This window comes from Seonamhaeicola sp. MEBiC01930 (assembly GCF_045277075.1).
Taxonomy (GTDB): Bacteria; Bacteroidota; Bacteroidia; order Flavobacteriales; family Flavobacteriaceae; genus Seonamhaeicola.
On the sequence record NZ_CP104270.1, the window covers coordinates 1,548,515 to 1,565,872 of the forward strand.

Sequence of the window (17,358 nt, forward strand, 5' to 3'; positions counted from 1 at the left end):
AAATTTTGGGCAAAAAAAAGAATAAAAAAGCAGTAAAAAAGTTGAAAAAACTTGGGGTTATTACAACCGATAAGGTTAAAAGTAGCTGCTGTAAAAAGTTTAAAAAAGGCGAAAACAAACGCTGTAAAAAATGCCCATGCTTCGATCTTCTTAAAAAAGTGGCATAATTTCATTTTAATTGTTTCCAAAACAAGATTCTTTTCTAAATTGCGTTTGTTTCAAATTTAAATAAATGCAAATTCTCAATTATATAATTGGTCATATTCAATTACCCGAGAAATCGGTTAAAAACACCTTAGAATTACTCAAGGAAGATTGTACCATTCCCTTTATCTCACGCTACAGAAAAGAGCGAACGGGCAATTTAGATGAGGTTCAAATTGGAGAAATAGTTAAGTTTAAAGAACAGTTTGAAGCTATAGAAAAAAGAAAAAAAGCTATTTTAAAAGCTTTAGAAGAACAAGATGTTCTTTCAGCAGAATTACAACAAAAAATAGAAACAGTTCAAGACTTAACTAGTTTAGAAGATTTATACCTTCCGTTTAAGAAAAGCAGAAAAACAAAAGCTGAAAAAGCAAGACAAAATGGATTGGAACCATTGGCAAAAATAATTATGAGCCAAAATACCAATGATATTGAATCTGCTGGGTATAGATATGTTAAGGGTGCAATTTCATCAGTTGATGATGCCTTAGAGGGAGCTCGCCACATTATTGCAGAATGGATTAATGAGCGTACCGATATTAGGAATAATATACGGCATCAATTAGAACGTTTTGCTATGATTAATACCAAGGTTGTTAAGACTAAGGAAACTGAAGAAAAAGCACAAAAGTTCCGAGATTATTTTGAATGGGAAGAGTCACTAAGTAGAATTCCGTCACATCGTTTATTAGCTATTTTAAGAGCCGAAAAAGAAGGCTTTATAAGAGTTAAGATTGAAATTGATAATGAAAGAGCTTTAGATAAAATTGAAAACAGAATTATTCGATCAAATAATGCATGTGCAGACCAAATTGAATTGGCCATTAAAGATGCTTATAAGCGGTTATTATTGCCATCATTAAGTAATGAGGCGTTACAAATAGCCAAGGAAAAAGCTGATGATTCGGCAATATCGGTATTTGCTAAAAACCTAAAGCAATTATTATTAGGTTCTCCTTTAGGAGAAAAACGGGTTTTAGCAATAGATCCTGGTTTTAGAACGGGTTGTAAATTAGTGTGTTTAGATGCCCAGGGACAATTACTTTACAATGAAACTATATATCCGCATCCACCAAAGAATGATAGTACTGGAGCCATGAAGAAAATAAACTCTTTAGCTGATGCTTATAAAACTGAAGCTATTGCTATTGGAAACGGAACGGCATCAAGAGAAACCGAAGCTTTAATTAGAAGAATTCGATTTAAAAATGACATAAAAGTCTTTGTGGTAAGTGAGGCTGGTGCTAGTATTTATTCGGCATCTAAAATAGCTAGAGAAGAGTTTCCTAATTATGATGTTACCGTTCGTGGTGCTGTTTCCATTGGGCGTCGTCTGCAAGACCCTTTAGCAGAATTGGTAAAGATAGATGCTAAATCTATTGGTGTTGGTCAATATCAGCATGATGTAGACCAATCAAAGCTTCAAAAATCATTAGAATCAGTGGTTGAAAATTGTGTAAACGCAGTTGGTGTAAATATTAATACAGCTAGTAAGTCGTTATTAAGCTATGTGTCTGGTATCGGACCAAAATTGGCAGAAAATATTTTTAATCATCGTAAGGAAAATGGCCCATTCACTTCAAGGAAAGGAATTTCTAAAGTACCTCGTTTAGGTAACAAGGCTTTTGAGCAGGGAGCTGCTTTTTTAAGAATTAAAAACGCTGAAAATCCATTAGATGATTCGGCAGTACATCCTGAAAGTTATTCTGTTATTAATAAAATGGCAAAAGATTTAGGTAAATCTATTAATAGCTTAATTGGTAATCCTGAAACACTTAAAAATATTGATCTAAATAAGTATTGTACAAATACCATCGGTTTACCAACATTGGAAGATATAATGAAGGAGTTAGAAAAACCGGGATTAGATATTAGAGAGCAAGCCAAGGTGTTTACCTTTAATCAGAATATTAAAACAATGAATGATTTACGTGAAGGACAGTTATTACCAGGAATTGTGAATAACATTACCAACTTTGGTTGCTTTGTAGATGTTGGAATTAAAGAAAGTGGGTTGATTCATGTCTCAAACCTCTCAGATAGTTTTGTAAAAGATGTAAATGAACACGTCCATTTACACCAACAGGTTATTGTAAAAGTTTTAGATATTGATGTAAAAAGAAAGCGTATTCAGTTAAAGCTCCATAAATAAATTGTAATGTTATCGTGTCTTTACAGACATAGTATTCATGACGCACTCATTTTCTGAATTTTCTACAAATGCGCTATTAAAGGTTGGCGATGAATCTTTATTGGCACCTTATAAATCTTCTAAACGATTAGATATTTATGTGTTTATTAGAACTTCAATAACTAAGGCAGAGGTTGTAGTAGATAGTGTTCCAATAAGTATACCTACAAATAGTATTCTGGCGTTGACGGCAGTTCAGTATTTTCAATTTTTAAAAGGAGAAAACCTTAAAGTGTATTTCTTTAACAGAGAGTTTTATTGTATTAAAGATCATGACCAGGAAGTTGGTTGCGCGGGTTTACTATTTTTTGGAAATGTTCAAAACCCTATAATTTATTTAGACGATAAAGAGCAGTCTAAATTCAATGTATTGCATGAAGTTTTTGTTGATGAACTAGAAACCAAAGATACTATTCAAGCTGAAATGCTACGTATGCTCATGGCGCGTTTTATAATTAAAAGTACTAGGTTGTTAAAGGCTAAAGAGGAATTAAGTGATACTACCAAAAACTCTAAAACAGAATTATTGAGAGCTTTTAATGTTTTAGTAGAAGAACATTTTAGAACAGAACATAGTGTGCAATTCTATGCTAATGCTCTGTTTAAATCTCCAAAAACCTTGTCTAACAGTTTTGCCAAATTAAATACAAGTCCGTTAAAAATTATTCATGAGCGTATAGTTTTGGAAGCAAAACGCCTTTTAATATATACCGAAAAGACTTTAAAGGAAATTGCCTATGAAGTAGGTTTTGAGGATGCTTCTCATTTAAGCCGTTTGTTTAAAAAGTATACCGCCGTAACTCCGTCCGATTTCAAGAAACAACACAAATTAGCTTCTTAGGGAAAAATTGACAAAACCAAAGGAAATCTGTCTATGGTTTCTAACTTGGTTAAAATTCATCTTTGTACTGTATAATTAAAACAACAAAGTCATGAATTTAAAACACATATCAATTTTCAACCTTATTGAAATATTTAGAGGAAAAAGAAGTAATCAAAATCATTTAATTATCCCAGAAAAACATTGTGAGCACAAGCAATTGCATGATTTTTATTGTGATTCTGATGAGGCTCATAATAAGACAAAAGTTGTTCTTTAACTTTTATTGGGAAGAATTGACTCTTCAAAGGGAAATTTAATCATGGTATAATAGGCTCTTTAGAAGCAACTTTGTACCGAACAAATAACAAATTTTTAAACATTATAAATATAAAATTATGAGCACATTTAAAGTACCAACAAGAAATGAAGTAAGTGAAAACAATCAAGTAATTTTTGATAATCTTAATAAAGCATTGGGGTTTGTACCTAATTTATATGCTACTTATGCACATAGTGATACGGCCCTAGAAAATTATTTAACCTTTTCAAATGCTAAAACATCATTATCGGCTAAAGAGAAAGAAGTGGTGAATTTAGCCGTGAGTGAAGTTAATCAATGTGTGTATTGCCTATCTGCACATACTGCTATAGGAAAAATGAACGGATTTACAGATGAACAAATTTTGGAATTAAGAACGGGAGCAGCTTCATTTAATTCAAAATTAGATGCTTTAGCACGATTATCAAGAAACATCACTGAAAATAGAGGTTCTACCGATGATGAAGTTCTTGAAAACTTTTTTAATGAAGGATATTCAAGAGGCAATTTAATTGATGTGATTTCATTGGTTGGAGATAAAACCATTTCAAATTATTTACATAAAACTACACAAGTACCTGTTGATTTCCCAGAAGTACAACCTTTAGAAATTGCAGCTGTATAGTAATAAACCAAGTATTAATTTATAATTTTAATAAACAATGAAACATTTAATTTCAACATTAGTTATAGCATTCATATTTACAATTAATATAAATGCTCAAGAAGTAAAAACTATTGCTTTAGAACAAACAAAAGGAGAATTTACGCAAAAAGAGGTAACCGTAAATGAAGGTACTTATGTGTTTGCGGTGTCAAATAATCATGCTGCTATGGAAGTGGGACTGGTATTAGTGCAAAAAGGGAAAGATGCAAGTAACCCTGATAACCATATTAAAACAGCCTATGTTACAGAAGTGGTTAAAGAAGGTGAAACACAAAAAACAAAGCCCACTAAGTTAACAAAAGGAGAGTACGTATATTTCTGTCCTTTAAACCCCACACCACAGTACACCCTAAAAGTACAATAGTTATAGTTAACTCTTAATAGCAAAAACCCTCCATAATTATGGAGGGTTTTTTATAAGAATCAGGAAATTTGACCAAACTCCAATAATGTGTTTTTATTTATCTTTAAATAATTAACTAACATATTTAAAATGAAATCCACTTACATTTCTGCTTTAATTGTTTTTGTGTTTTTAATGGGATGCAAAAATGAATCGAATATTCCACCTGTTTCTACCCCGGAAACCACCGAATCATCAAAAAGAAAAATAATAGACCTTACTCATGAGTTTTCTGAAGAAACCGTGTATTGGGTAACAGCCAAAGAATTTGAAATGGATGTAGTTGCGGAAGGACACACAGACCACGGTTACTATTATGCAGCAAATAATTTTACCACTGCGGAGCATGGAGGAACCCATATTGATGCACCTATTCATTTTGCGGAAAATAAACAGTATGTAAATGAGATTCCTTTAGAAAATCTTATTGGTCCAGCTATAAAAGTTGATGTTTCTGAACGTGCCTTAGCTAACCCCGATTATTTGGTAAGTGTTGAAGATTTCACCAATTGGGAAAAGGAGAATGGCATAGAAATTCCCAATGGCAGTATTGTGCTATTAGAAACAGGTTTTTCAAAATACTATCCGGACAAAAAGAAATATTTAGGCACTGACCAGAGAGGTCCTGAAGCTGTTAAACTATTACACTTTCCTGGGTTGTCTCCTGAAGCTGCTCAGTGGTTGGTTGATAGCAGAAAAATCAATTCCATTGGCCTTGATACACCAAGTATAGACTATGGGCAATCAAAATTATTTAAGGCACATGTAATTTTACTATCTGAAAATATACCAGCATTTGAAAACTTAACAAATCTAGACAAGTTGCCTTCAAAAGATTTTGAAGTGGTTGCTCTTCCTATGAAAATTAAAGGCGGTAGTGGTGCTCCGCTGCGTATTGTGGCATTTGTAAATGACTAAGAGTTATAATGTCATTGGATTATGGATTTTAAAACCGTTATTATGCTAATTGAAGTTAGCATAAGAAACGCCACTTTCATTCATAAAAGTATTACCCTTATTATTTAAATCTAATGGTTCGCCGTTAAAACTTGTTGCGGGTAATCCAAGTTCTTGATAAATACAGGCTGTAGCAGCATAATCCCAAATACTACCTCCTCCATTACTTTTCTTTGGAAGTTTTAAAAAGCATGCAGGCCCATTTTCTAAAGCTAAAATGGCGCACATAACAGCGCCAGCACCAGAAATTTCTTTAATCTCTTTTAACCCAAAATTAGTCAATTGATTATTCAGAATATCTTTAATTTCTTCAGATTTAGGTGTGTCCTTTAGTTTTTTATCAGTGATATAGGTTAAATAATCATTTGTGTTTTTAATGGTCCATATTTTTTTGTTTTTGTAAGCACCATTAGCTTTTACAGCATGGTATAAGGTGCTTGTGCTAGGGTCAAAAACTACACCAATAATAGGAGTACCATCTCTAGAGATTAAAGCAATGGATACAGAAAATCCGGCGTGCTTATTAATAAATGCCAATGTGCCATCCATAGGGTCTACACACCAAAAGAAGTCTTTTTCAAGTCGGCTACCATCGTCTGTGGTTTCCTCAGATAATAAACCTATATCGTGTGCTTCACAAGTTGGTTTTAAATGCGATAAAATAATGCTTTCGCATTCACGGTCTACTTTTGTTACTACTTGAGAGGCGTAAGTAGAACCTCCTTCTTTAGTCTCTACAGTTATGTTATCATTCATATATTTCTGAATGACTTTTCCAGCTGAAGTGGCAGCTTCAATGGCAATATTTGCTAGATGTTGTAAGTCCATAATTATAGATTTTTAATGACTTCGGTAGTGATACGTTCGCTATAACTATTAATTTTCCAATGGCCGGGGCTCCAGCCTTTTAAAAACCGATGAAAATCTGCCCATGCAACACGATATAGCGGTCGCCATTCATTTTCTAGGGCTTCATTTTTTTTACCAAGTGCTTTATGCAAATAGCTAAAGTAAGTGTCTAATATTTTAGTTTCCATGCGCTCGCAATCACTTTCATAGAGGCAACTACCAATAAAATAAGCAACATCTTTTATACCACATCCACCGCCAACATATTGAAAATCTACTCCGGCAACTTGTCCGTTTTCTGAAAAACAAAAGTTTGCCAATTTTGCATCGCCATGAACAAATGTTTGAAAGTTACAGTTGTTGAGTTTATTGTCAATAGCGGCAGCAGCCTTTTTCAAGGCTTTATCTTCTAAAACCTCTAATTCTTGAGGTCTAGTTTCTAAATGCCAATAAGTGCCAACATTCCAAAGTCCGTTAGGTATTTTTCCCAAATAACTAGCATGAAATTGTGCTAACCATTCTAAACAAGTTTCTATATCTGTCCATACTACATCTTGTTTTCGTAATGGGAAACCAGCTTCATCCAAGTCCTCAAGTACTATAAGCACTTCGTCTTGATGACGCTCCATAGCAAAACACTTTGGCAAACGTGCCATACTATTTTTGCTATGCTGGTTGTACCATGTGGTTTCTACTTCATAAGATTTTAGTTTTCTTTGATGCCCAATATCAGTATTCCATCCTCTTGGGTGATTGCTCTTTCTAGGTAATTGAACATGTTTGACAATAACGCTTTCTATAGGCGAGTTTTCTAGAGCAACACGTATAATTTTACCATAACCACTCCATAATTCTTGAATGACTTCTTTTTCCTTTAAAGATGAGGCTCCAGTTTTTTGTAGAATTACAGATTTAAAATAATCGTTCATAGGGTTTCAAAGGTAGGGAATTGAGGAATTTTAAAATACCATTTAATTTTGATATTTAATAAGCTGTTAGCAAGTGCACACGCGTAAGCGATTGTAGCGGCATCCTTTTGCTTTTTTGTAAAGGATATAGCGAAACATTTCTGTTCATGAATTCATTAATTTGAAATAGAAAATCATGAATAAAAGCGCGACCCCGCCAAAAGCGGGGTTACGCCCTAAAACACCTATTTACTCACAGAGAAAATATCTTTTAATTGTGTTACAATACCACCATTACCAGAAACGGTAATCTCACCAATTTTGTCGGCAATTTTTTCAACATATTCCATCTCTTTTAGTTTGTACAGCATGTCATTCTCTTCCATCAACTTTGCCGTATTTAACAAACTACGGGTAGAAGCTGTTTCTTCACGTCTTGTAATAATGTTGGCTTGTGCACGTTTTTGAGCTACTAATACTTGGTTCATAATCTCTTTCATGTCTCCAGTTAAGATGACGTCTCTAATACCGCAGTTCAATACGCTTACACCTAATTTTTCTGCAGCTGTTTTAACATTTTCAAACACCGCTTCTGCAATGTTGTCTTTACGTTCTAACAACTCATCTAAAGTGTAAGCGCCAACGTAGGCACGTAACACCAATTGCATTGCAATGTATAATTGCTTTTCGTAGTCTTTGTTTTCTAATAAAGCTTTTTCAATATCGGTAACTTTGTACTGAGTGTAAAAGTTGATACGGATAGCCGCTTTATCTTTAGTTAACAATTCCTGACCCGCAATTTCTAATTGTAACTGACGCAAATCAGCCTTTGCAATTTTAATTGAGGTGTCGTTTCGCCAGAATCTGTAAATACCACCCGTTAAGGTTTTAGCATAAACATCATCTACTAAAAGCACCGCTTTTTCGTAAGCAGCAACCTCAAAGGTTCTAATATACTTGCTTAATTCATAGTTGCTGAACAAAGCCTTGTCTAGCTTTTCAGTAATATAAATTTTGCTTAAGTCTAATCGTGTAAATTCACGCTCAATTAAGCCCTTCCAGTACACGTAACGTCCGGCAGTTAAAATGGTTTTAAAGTTTCCTTTTTCGTAAACTAAAACCAATTCGCTGTCCTTTACTTCAATTACGTCTAACATTGCCGCAAGCGTTTCGTCTTTTAGTAAGATTTCTAACGCTATAGGGGCTGTAAAGGCATTCTCTAAGCTATAAATAAGCGCACGTTGCTTAAAACCTAACCAATGTTTTCCTTCTGTAATTACTTTTAGGTAATCACCTTTTTTGAAAACTAAACCTACTTTTCCTGCATTAATTCTTACTCGTTTCATTTTTACATTTTTTAAAATTAAACATTCGCTTTTGCCCTTTTAAAGGCGGTGGCAATTCCTGTAACGGAGGGTTTACCAACTTCAATTCTCAATACGAGTACACTGAGTTTTAAAGTATATTTTTGGGCGTTACCCACAAGGGGTCGGGCTTTCCGTACATAGTTTTGGTTCGATGCACGCCTCACCAAAAGCTAACCACTTCAATCCCTAACGCGATAATTCGTCTTAAAAACAGCAGATTAAAAATCATCTGTCCAGTACGGAGATACTCATATTAATAACCATTAATAAATAGTGTTATGTGTTGGGTCATAAAAAGGACGTATCAAATCAATTAATACTTGGTTTCTAATTCTGAACACAAAACAGTAGTTATAGCTAACTATTAAAAATCAGTATGTCTAAGTACTTTCAAGATTGCTTTGGCTTTGGGAGCACCAATGCTGATTCATAATCTCACTGTTTTTGCCATTTTTATTAAGTAGTGTGACAGACTACTGTTATCAGTTTTACAAGATGATAAGCTTCAACCTACATTATGAGTGTAGTGCTCTACCCACTGAGCTACGAGGCCTAAAATGGTGGCCTCGACAGGATTCGAACCTGTGACCTAAATGAGACATTTTTACAGAATGTCAACTGTTCGCTAGAACCCTAATCTAGTGCGTCTGCCATTTCCGCCATATCCCCCGTTTGGGAAATAGTGGGACTCGAACCCACACGAATTGGTGGATTTTTTTGGATGAAATCCTAACCTTCAAGTCTAGTTGAATATAAAACCGCAATACTTTCATGCAACGATTTATACAATAGTGCTATACCGAAACACTCAACAAGACCAGCTTGATGCTGTTTCCTGCGTAAGCAGGAATATCATTCATTCAATGAACTTAATATTGCGGAACAGACAGGAATCGAACCTATATCTATGCATTTTCAGTGCAGCGCATTGACCAACTTTGCTACTGTTCCTTTTTGAGCATCCATCAAGATTCGAACTTGATCTTAGAGGATATACCTCTTGTGCGAGCCATTACACTATAGATGCTCCATACCAATTATCAACCATTAATTGGTGTTTTGGGTGACTTCGGGATTCGAACCATGTTCTTCTCATCCACAATGAGACGTTTTACCAATTAAACTAAAGACACCATTTTGGATAACCTGAAAGGATTTGAACCTTTACCTCAAGAGTCAAATTCTTGAATGCTGCCATTACACCACAGGTTATTTTTGTAAGCTTAATAGGATTCGAACCCATACTTCAAGGTTCGTAGCCTTGAGTGCTATCCAATTACACCATAAGCTTATTTGTACTCTACCCAAGATTCGAACTTGGACTGAACGGAGTTTAAGACCGATGCCTCTTCCAGTTGGGCTAGTAGAGCTTAAGTACAGGAAGAGAGATTCGAACTCCCAGTTTCTCGAGTCTAAGTCGAGCGCGTTTTCCCATTTCGCCATTCCTGCGTTTGTTGAGGTATTAGGAGTTGAACCCAAATCACCCGAGTTAAAAGCTCGGTGCTTTAACAATTAAGCTATACCTCAATTTTGTACTCCGTAGGGGAATTGAACCCCTAATTCCACATAGAAAGTGTGGCGTCTTAACCATTTGACCAACGGAGCAAATATTTCGTCTGAGAAGTAGGAATAACTTCGTTTTTCCTGCAATGTCTCAACTCGAACCAAATTCAAGTAAACTTGATTTGATTACTTCGTCTGAGAAGCAGGATTCGAACCTGCGACCTCCCGTGCCCAAGACGGGTAAACAACCACCGTTATCTTCCCAGATTTTGCGGAGAGCAAAGGAATTGAACCTTCATTACCAAAACGGTAAACTCACTTAGCAGGTGAGCGCAACAAACCAATATTTGCCTACTCTCCGGTTTGCGGTTCATACGAGAATCGAACTCGTTTCTCCCGAGAGACAATCGGGAAGGATAGCCATTACCCCAATGAACCAATTTGTATATCTACTAAGATTTGAACTTAGACTTAGAGTTTAGAAGACTCTCGTGCTATCCATTACACCATAGATATGTGATGTGGGAATTGAAGGATTCGAACCTCCTAAGTTTAAAACAACTGTTTTACAGACAGTCCCAGCTCTCCAACGCTGACGAATTCCCTTGAAAATCGGCAAAGGCTACTTCGCCGATTTTTTAGCTTTCTTGCTTTTCTTTTTCTTCTTCTTTTTAGGTTTTATTTTTTTCTTAACACGGCTCAATTCGTTTTCTACATAGTTAATGATGCAGTTATCAGTTGCTAGCTTAATTGATGTTTTGTAAACTTTTACAGCTGCTTTAAATTGACCTTGCTCTTCTAATAAAACCGCTTTGTAATAGTGTAAAATAGATTTGTTTACACCTTTTATAGTCAAAGCAAATGTTATCAGCTTTTCGGCTTCATCATAGTCTTCATTCCATAGTAATGTTTGAATGTAGAATGGATAAGTTTTTGGCATTTCCATCTCATGAGCCACCGCTTCTGCATAATATTGTTTAGCTGTTTCGTAATCTTTTAATTGTTCAGCATAAACACGTCCCATTAAGCATAAGGCTTGAGCATCTTTACTGTTATATGATAAAGCGTAGTTCAATGCTTCCAAGGTTTCTTCTAACTCATATGGATAAGCATCTAAAGCTTTAAACAAATAGTTGTTATGTAAATTATTTTCCATTGTTTTAAATTTTAAGGCATTAGTTTTTAACCCATGTTAGGGTTAACATGCCTTGTTTTTTAAATAGTCTATAGAGACCTGTTTTAAATGCACACTAAAAAGTGGCTATTAAAACCGATTCAGACCGGTATTCTTAAATTTTAGGAATAAAAAAATCCGAAACAGTTTACTTGCTTCGGATTCTTTTCTGGAAAATATACCTACTTAAAGCAGATGCGCAGAAAATACCGAAGCCTTGTGAGTGATTCAAAATCACTATACCTATTCCAAAAGGGTATACTATGTTGTAACATGACTTCTTTTTTTTATTAATATTTGTTTGTCAAACTGAGCGCAGTCGAAGTGTTCTCCAAAATGCATATCAGAATAACTATTATTTTTTTGTTGCAGTAGTTTGTTTAAAACTGCGATGCAAAGATTAGAACTATTTTTTAAATAACAAAACTTTTTTAAATATAATTACTTGATAATCAAATAGTTAAATTGAAATTTAGATAATAGAATTCCTGTCCGCTTTTTAGCAGATACTTGAGGTTTTTGGCAAAAGTTTGTCTCCCAGTTGCTTATACTTCAAAGGCCTATATTTTAGTTTTTAAAATCTTTATTCAATTAATTCTAAATTTTTTTCAAAAAAAAACGTCCAACACAAGTTGGACGTTTTAAATATGATAGTTTTAAACTATTTCTTATCTATTCATATTCTTTATTTGGTCCACAAAATGATCTAAATCTGCTCCTTGACTAACTAAAGTAGTAGCTTTATCAATTATGTATTTCACGTTTACTGCGTGAAAACCAAGTCCAACTGCAATTTTCTTCAACAATAACATTTCAGGTTCACCTTCAATATTATCAACATACACCATTCTTATTAAATCAAATAAACGCTCTAAACGTCTATCATAAGACACTGGCGGATTTATAGGGTGCGAATTATAATCTTTTAAAATAGCTTTATAATCTGCTTCATTAATAGACAAATTATTTGCTAACCTATCTAAAAACGCTTTTTCTTCATCAGTAATTATGCCATCTGCCATAGCAACTCTAACTATTGACGCAAAATGACTTTCATTACGTTTTTTAAATCCACTATCAAATAAATCTGAAATCGACATATATTATTGTTTTTATCGTGCTGCAAACGTACATATTATTTTTAAGATTTTAAACCCAAATTTCAATTTTTTGGGCGTTACCACAAGGGTCGGGCTTTCCTCATTTTTTTTTATTTTATAAGTATTTGTGAATATGAAAATATTTCACTACTCAATCCCTCATTCGTTGGGGATTTGAAACATGAAACCTGTGGTGAGCGCTGTCTAACCATTCAATACCTAACGCAGGGAATATTTGTTGTTTGTTTTTTTTAATTTAAGATTGTTCCGGTCTTTGGAGAAGTTCGTTTAACGGACTTGTGTATGAAACGTAGCGTGTAAAAAGACACTAACTTTTCGGGTTAACACAGAGCCGAATTTTTATATTTTGTTTTTAATTTTTCTCTTTTTAAAAGCCAAATTAAAAATTTGGCGGACTTTCTAAATATACACAAACCTTTCGGTGAAGCACTTATTAGCTATGTTTTATACACCGTGTTGTAAAACGTTTTTATTCCGTTGTTATATTCACTTTTGTTCCGTCAGGTAAATCTTTAATCTGTTTTTGAATTTGACCACTTAATTCAAAATGAACTTCTATGTCAGTTAATTCAAAATTTTCAGGCTCATATTCTCCTCCTAAAACTGGCAATTTTTTATATCCATAAAGATGTTTGTCAGTTAGCTCAAGTCCACTTTCTTTTAATTTTTTTATTAATCCAATCAAAAACCATTCATCGACTTGTTCATTATCGTTTAATTTAGTTTTAAATTCATCAATACTATTAGCGACTATTTCAAGGATTCCTTCTCCAACATTTAGCCAATAACAAACTCCATTATTATCTACAAGAAATAAATCACCAATACTCGACATTAAAATCGGTTTTTTATCAGTTCCAATTAACCAATTCCAACTTTCAGTCAGTCGGCTTTGGTCGATATGATTAAAATCTACTTTTAAATCGTCCCAAGTAATTTTCATTATTCGTATTGATTTAGTTCATATAATATATGATTTTTCATATCCACAGCAGAAACGTGAATAGTATTAAAATCTGAATTCGGAAATCCAGCTAATTCTATGTTTTCCTTCTCCAAATCAGTTAACCAGTCCATAAATTCGTGAATGTCATATTCAACAATTTTATAGTTTTTCCAATCGTCAATTAGGAATAATTCTGCAAATTCTTTTTCAGGCCAAACAGGAATAACACTTAAATCATTTGAACCTATCATAACATATTTGTCTTCGTTATCTGCAATCAGATAAATTGTTTCAAAATCGGCTACTTTTCTCAGGAGGTAACCATACCTTTCTTTTGAGTTAAGAGCAAAAATGTTATTTATTTTCTGGTGGTTCATTTAAATGTTTTACAACGTGGAGATAGACTTCCGTTTTAATGAAGTTTATCGATTGTTAAACGAAGTTCGGTAATTTTTCTGACAAAGTCAAGCTTAGTAAAGCATTGTATGAAACAAATTTTTTTTTATGAAGCGTAGAATTAATCATTCTCAAAAATAAATTTAACCCCTATATTTGCATTCGTTAAAACGACTTTCATTAAGTGAGTACTTCCAATCTCTCGCAGTCTTATGTACAGACTTTGCAAACGCAAAATCTGCGGTCTGCTATTGCCCATCCTCAAGCAAAAACACATTTAAAAGGATTAGTAGGATCCGCATTTTCATATGTGATTTCTAGTGTTTTTAAAGCTTCAGAAAAGCCTTTTTTATTAATATTTAATGACAAAGAAGAGGCAGCACATTATCTAAACGATTTAGAACAAATCATAAATGATAAAGATGTGTTATTCTATCCGGGTAGTTACCGCAGACCTTATCAAATTGAGGAAACCGATAATGCCAATGTGCTGTTACGAGCAGAAGTTTTAAATAGAATAAATTCTCGAAAAAAACCAGCCATCATTGTTACCTATCCAGATGCCCTTTTTGAGAAGGTTGTAACTAGAAGGGAACTAGAGCGCAACACATTAAAAGTGTCTGTTGGCGATAATCTGTCCATAGATTTTGTAAACGAAGTTTTGTTTGAATACCAATTTAAGAGGGTTGATTTTGTAACAGAACCAGGGGAGTTTTCAGTACGTGGTGGCATTGTAGATGTGTTTTCATTTTCTCATGACGAACCTTACCGTATAGAGTTTTTTGGTGATGAGGTAGATAGTATCAGGACTTTTGATGTGGAGTCTCAGCTTTCGGTAAACCAGATTAAAAAAATCAATGTCATACCTAATGTTGCAAATAAATTTCTTGAAGAAAGTAGACAGAGTTTCTTAAAATATATTGCACAAAAAACAGTAGTATGTTTAAAGAATGCCGATTTATGCTTTTCCAGAATAGACGATTTCTTCAATAAAGCAGAAACCGCTTTTAAAGAACTGTCTTCTGAATTAAAACATGACGCACCAGAAGAGTTGTTTAGTAATTCAGAATTGCTTAAAAAGCAATTATTGGAATTCTCGCTAGTGGAATTTGGAACTCAAAATGTTTTTAAAAATAAAGAGTCACAAATAATAGAATATAACACTACACCACAACCATCTTTCAATAAACAATTCAATTTATTGATAGAAGATTTAAATTCTAATCATAATAAAGGCTATATCAATTACATTGCCTGTGTTAGCGAACAGCAAGCCAAACGTTTTCATGACATTTTTGATGATGTTGATGAGGAAGTAATCTATAAAACCATTGTGCAATCTTTGCACCAAGGGTTTGTAGACCATGACAATAAAATAGTTTGTTATACAGACCATCAAATTTTTGAACGTTACCATAAATTCAATATTAAAAATGGTTATGCCAAAAAGCAAGCCATCACTTTAAAAGAACTTACCAATTTAGATGTTGGGGATTATGTTACCCATATAGATCATGGAATTGGTCGTTTTGGAGGTCTGCAAAAAATAGATGTTGAAGGTAAGAAACAAGAAGCTATTAAATTGATTTATGGGGAGCGAGATATTTTGTATTTAAGTATTCATTCGCTTCATAAAATAACCAAGTATAATGGTAAGGATGGTAGACCTCCAAAAATCTATAAACTTGGTAGTTCTGCTTGGAAAACCTTAAAGCAAAAAACCAAGGCCCGCGTTAAGCATATTGCTTTTAATTTAATTAAACTTTATGCCAAACGGAAAACTAAAAAAGGCTATCAATACAACCCAGATAGTTACATGCAACATGAGCTGGAGGCCTCATTTATTTATGAGGATACACCAGACCAAAGTACAGCTACGGCCGATATTAAGGCCGATATGGAAAGCGAACGCCCAATGGACCGCTTGGTTTGTGGAGATGTAGGTTTTGGAAAAACCGAGGTTGCCATAAGAGCGGCTTTTAAAGCTGTAGATAATGGAAAACAGGTAGCTGTATTGGTTCCTACAACCATATTAGCATACCAACATGCTAGGACTTTTAGAAAGCGACTTCAAGATTTTCCAGTGGTTGTAGATTACCTTAACCGTTTTAGAACAGCAAAAGAAAAACGTTTAACCTTAGAAGCCCTAGAGCAAGGAAAAGTAGATATCATAATTGGAACACATCAACTTGTAAATAAAAATGTAAAGTTTAAAGATTTAGGACTTTTAATTGTTGATGAGGAGCAAAAGTTTGGGGTTGCCGTAAAGGAAAAACTAAAGACCATTAAAGAGAATGTTGATGTTTTAACCTTAACTGCAACACCTATACCGCGTACACTTCAATTTAGTTTAATGGCTGCCAGAGATTTATCTGTTATTACAACTCCACCGCCAAATAGATACCCCATAGAAAGCCATGTTATTAGGTTTAACGAAGAATCTATCCGAGATGCGGTAAGTTATGAAATTCAACGAGGTGGACAGGTGTTTTTTATTCATAATAGAATTGAAAATATTAAAGAAGTTGCTGGCTTAGTACAAAGGTTGGTCCCTGATGCAAAAGTAGCCATAGGTCATGGGCAAATGGAAGGTAAAAAGTTAGAACAGCTCATGCTTTCATTTATAAACGGTGAGTTTGACGTATTAGTAAGTACCACAATTGTTGAAAGTGGTTTAGATGTACCTAATGCTAATACTATTTTTATCAATAACGCCAATAATTTTGGCTTAAGTGATTTACATCAAATGAGGGGGCGCGTTGGTAGAAGTAATAAAAAGGCCTTTTGTTATTTCATTACACCAGAGTATTCTGCAATGACAGATGATGCACGAAAGAGAATTTCGGCATTAGAACAGTTTACAGAGTTAGGTAGCGGGTTTAATATAGCCATGAAAGATTTAGAAATTAGGGGCGCAGGAGATTTGCTTGGAGGAGAACAAAGTGGATTTATAAATGAAATAGGGTTTGATACATACCAGAAAATATTAAATGAAGCTATTGAAGAGCTTAAAGAAAATGAGTTTAAAGATTTATATAATGAATCAGATGAGGACAAAGTTTATGTAAAGGATGTTACTATTGATTCTGATTTTGAGTTGCTTTTTCCAGATAGTTATGTGAATAATATTGCAGAAAGATTGAGTCTTTACACCAAGCTTAATGAATTAAAAACTGAGGAAGAATTACTTCAATTTGAAAAAGAGCTAATAGATAGATTTGGTGAATTACCAGAACAAGTGACCGATTTGTTAAACAGTGTCCAAATAAAGTGGATTGCCACTAAAATAGGTTTTGAAAAAATCATAATGAAACAAGGAAGGTTTATTGGGTATTTTATCAGTGATCAGCAAAGTAGTTTTTATCAAAGTGGGGTGTTTACCAAGGTATTGGGTTATGTACAATCAAACTCCAATTTGTGTAAAATGAAAGAGAAACAAACTCGACAAGGTTTACGATTATTACTTACTTTTGAAAACGTAAATTCAGTTGAAAAAGCTTTAACATTATTAAAACCTATTGTGGCTTAAT

General features: G+C 33.9%; 14 protein-coding genes and 10 tRNA genes. 7 read left to right on the forward strand and 17 right to left on the reverse strand.

The features are described 5' to 3' along the window. The first annotated feature begins 232 nt into the window (after positions 1-232). The 6 genes from N1F78_RS06760 to N1F78_RS06785 all read left to right on the forward strand — a co-directional run bounded on the left by N1F78_RS06760 (position 233) and on the right by N1F78_RS06785 (position 5,525). On the forward strand, positions 233-2,356 hold the full coding sequence (locus tag N1F78_RS06760) for a Tex family protein (protein ID WP_406685422.1): 2,124 nt from the start codon (positions 233-235) through the stop codon (positions 2,354-2,356). A 37-nt stretch (positions 2,357-2,393) separates the two neighbouring features. Next, the gene (locus N1F78_RS06765; RefSeq protein WP_406685423.1) at positions 2,394-3,236 is read left to right on the forward strand and encodes a helix-turn-helix domain-containing protein; all 843 of its coding nucleotides are present in this window, start codon (positions 2,394-2,396) and stop codon (positions 3,234-3,236) included. 91 nt (positions 3,237-3,327) lie between these two features. Next, entirely contained in the window at positions 3,328-3,495 is a 168-nt protein-coding gene (locus tag N1F78_RS06770; RefSeq protein WP_406685424.1) for a hypothetical protein, read from the forward strand. A 118-nt stretch (positions 3,496-3,613) separates the two neighbouring features. After that, positions 3,614-4,162 carry a carboxymuconolactone decarboxylase family protein gene (locus tag N1F78_RS06775; RefSeq protein WP_406685425.1) on the forward strand — a complete coding sequence of 183 codons (549 nt, stop codon included), beginning with the start codon at positions 3,614-3,616 and terminating at the stop codon, positions 4,160-4,162. Positions 4,163-4,199: 37 nt separating this feature from the next. Continuing rightward, the gene (locus tag N1F78_RS06780; protein WP_406685426.1) at positions 4,200-4,568 is read left to right on the forward strand and encodes a plastocyanin/azurin family copper-binding protein; all 369 of its coding nucleotides are present in this window, start codon (positions 4,200-4,202) and stop codon (positions 4,566-4,568) included. Between the two features lie 129 nt (positions 4,569-4,697). After that, a complete protein-coding gene (locus N1F78_RS06785; RefSeq protein WP_406685427.1) occupies positions 4,698-5,525 on the forward strand; it encodes a cyclase family protein in 828 nt (275 codons plus the stop codon). 45 nt (positions 5,526-5,570) lie between these two features. On the opposite strand, the gene N1F78_RS06790 is transcribed toward N1F78_RS06785, so the two are convergent. From N1F78_RS06790 to N1F78_RS06870, 17 genes are all read right to left on the reverse strand, one after another. Continuing rightward, complete coding sequence (locus N1F78_RS06790) at positions 5,571-6,392, reverse strand: 3'(2'),5'-bisphosphate nucleotidase CysQ (RefSeq protein WP_406685428.1); 822 nt, start codon at positions 6,390-6,392, stop codon at positions 5,571-5,573. 2 nt (positions 6,393-6,394) lie between these two features. Next, positions 6,395-7,342 (reverse strand): oxidoreductase family protein, encoded by a 948-nt coding sequence (locus N1F78_RS06795; protein WP_406685429.1) that lies wholly within the window; start codon positions 7,340-7,342, stop codon positions 6,395-6,397. A 224-nt stretch (positions 7,343-7,566) separates the two neighbouring features. Beyond that, positions 7,567-8,667 carry a slipin family protein gene (locus N1F78_RS06800; protein WP_406685430.1) on the reverse strand — a complete coding sequence of 367 codons (1,101 nt, stop codon included), beginning with the start codon at positions 8,665-8,667 and terminating at the stop codon, positions 7,567-7,569. Positions 8,668-9,566: 899 nt separating this feature from the next. After that, positions 9,567-9,639, reverse strand: a tRNA-Phe gene (locus N1F78_RS06805). Between the two features lie 110 nt (positions 9,640-9,749). Next, positions 9,750-9,822 (reverse strand) — tRNA-His (locus N1F78_RS06810). Between the two features lie 4 nt (positions 9,823-9,826). Further along, a tRNA-Gln gene (locus N1F78_RS06815) sits at positions 9,827-9,900 on the reverse strand. Between the two features lie 6 nt (positions 9,901-9,906). Further along, positions 9,907-9,979, reverse strand: a tRNA-Arg gene (locus N1F78_RS06820). A gap of 5 nt (positions 9,980-9,984) precedes the next feature. Continuing rightward, positions 9,985-10,058, reverse strand: a tRNA-Leu gene (locus N1F78_RS06825). A gap of 5 nt (positions 10,059-10,063) precedes the next feature. Beyond that, positions 10,064-10,137 (reverse strand) — tRNA-Leu (locus tag N1F78_RS06830). A 5-nt stretch (positions 10,138-10,142) separates the two neighbouring features. Further along, positions 10,143-10,215, reverse strand: a tRNA-Lys gene (locus N1F78_RS06835). Positions 10,216-10,221: 6 nt separating this feature from the next. Beyond that, positions 10,222-10,293 (reverse strand) — tRNA-Glu (locus N1F78_RS06840). 92 nt (positions 10,294-10,385) lie between these two features. Then, positions 10,386-10,457, reverse strand: a tRNA-Pro gene (locus N1F78_RS06845). Between the two features lie 256 nt (positions 10,458-10,713). Continuing rightward, positions 10,714-10,796 (reverse strand) — tRNA-Tyr (locus N1F78_RS06850). A 17-nt stretch (positions 10,797-10,813) separates the two neighbouring features. Beyond that, positions 10,814-11,347, reverse strand: a complete 534-nt coding sequence (locus N1F78_RS06855; protein WP_406685431.1) for a tetratricopeptide repeat protein — start codon at positions 11,345-11,347, stop codon at positions 10,814-10,816. A 686-nt stretch (positions 11,348-12,033) separates the two neighbouring features. Further along, a complete protein-coding gene (locus N1F78_RS06860; protein ID WP_406685432.1) occupies positions 12,034-12,465 on the reverse strand; it encodes a TerB family tellurite resistance protein in 432 nt (143 codons plus the stop codon). Between the two features lie 490 nt (positions 12,466-12,955). Continuing rightward, on the reverse strand, positions 12,956-13,429 hold the full coding sequence (locus N1F78_RS06865; RefSeq protein WP_406685433.1) for a T6SS immunity protein Tdi1 domain-containing protein: 474 nt from the start codon (positions 13,427-13,429) through the stop codon (positions 12,956-12,958). Then, complete coding sequence (locus N1F78_RS06870) at positions 13,429-13,809, reverse strand: DUF2750 domain-containing protein (RefSeq protein ID WP_406685434.1); 381 nt, start codon at positions 13,807-13,809, stop codon at positions 13,429-13,431. Before N1F78_RS06870 ends, N1F78_RS06865 begins: the two co-directional genes overlap by 1 nt. A 203-nt stretch (positions 13,810-14,012) precedes the next feature. Between N1F78_RS06870 and mfd the strand changes: the two genes are divergently transcribed. Next, positions 14,013-17,357, forward strand: a complete 3,345-nt coding sequence (mfd, locus tag N1F78_RS06875; protein ID WP_406685435.1) for a transcription-repair coupling factor — start codon at positions 14,013-14,015, stop codon at positions 17,355-17,357. Position 17,358 lies beyond the last annotated feature (1 nt).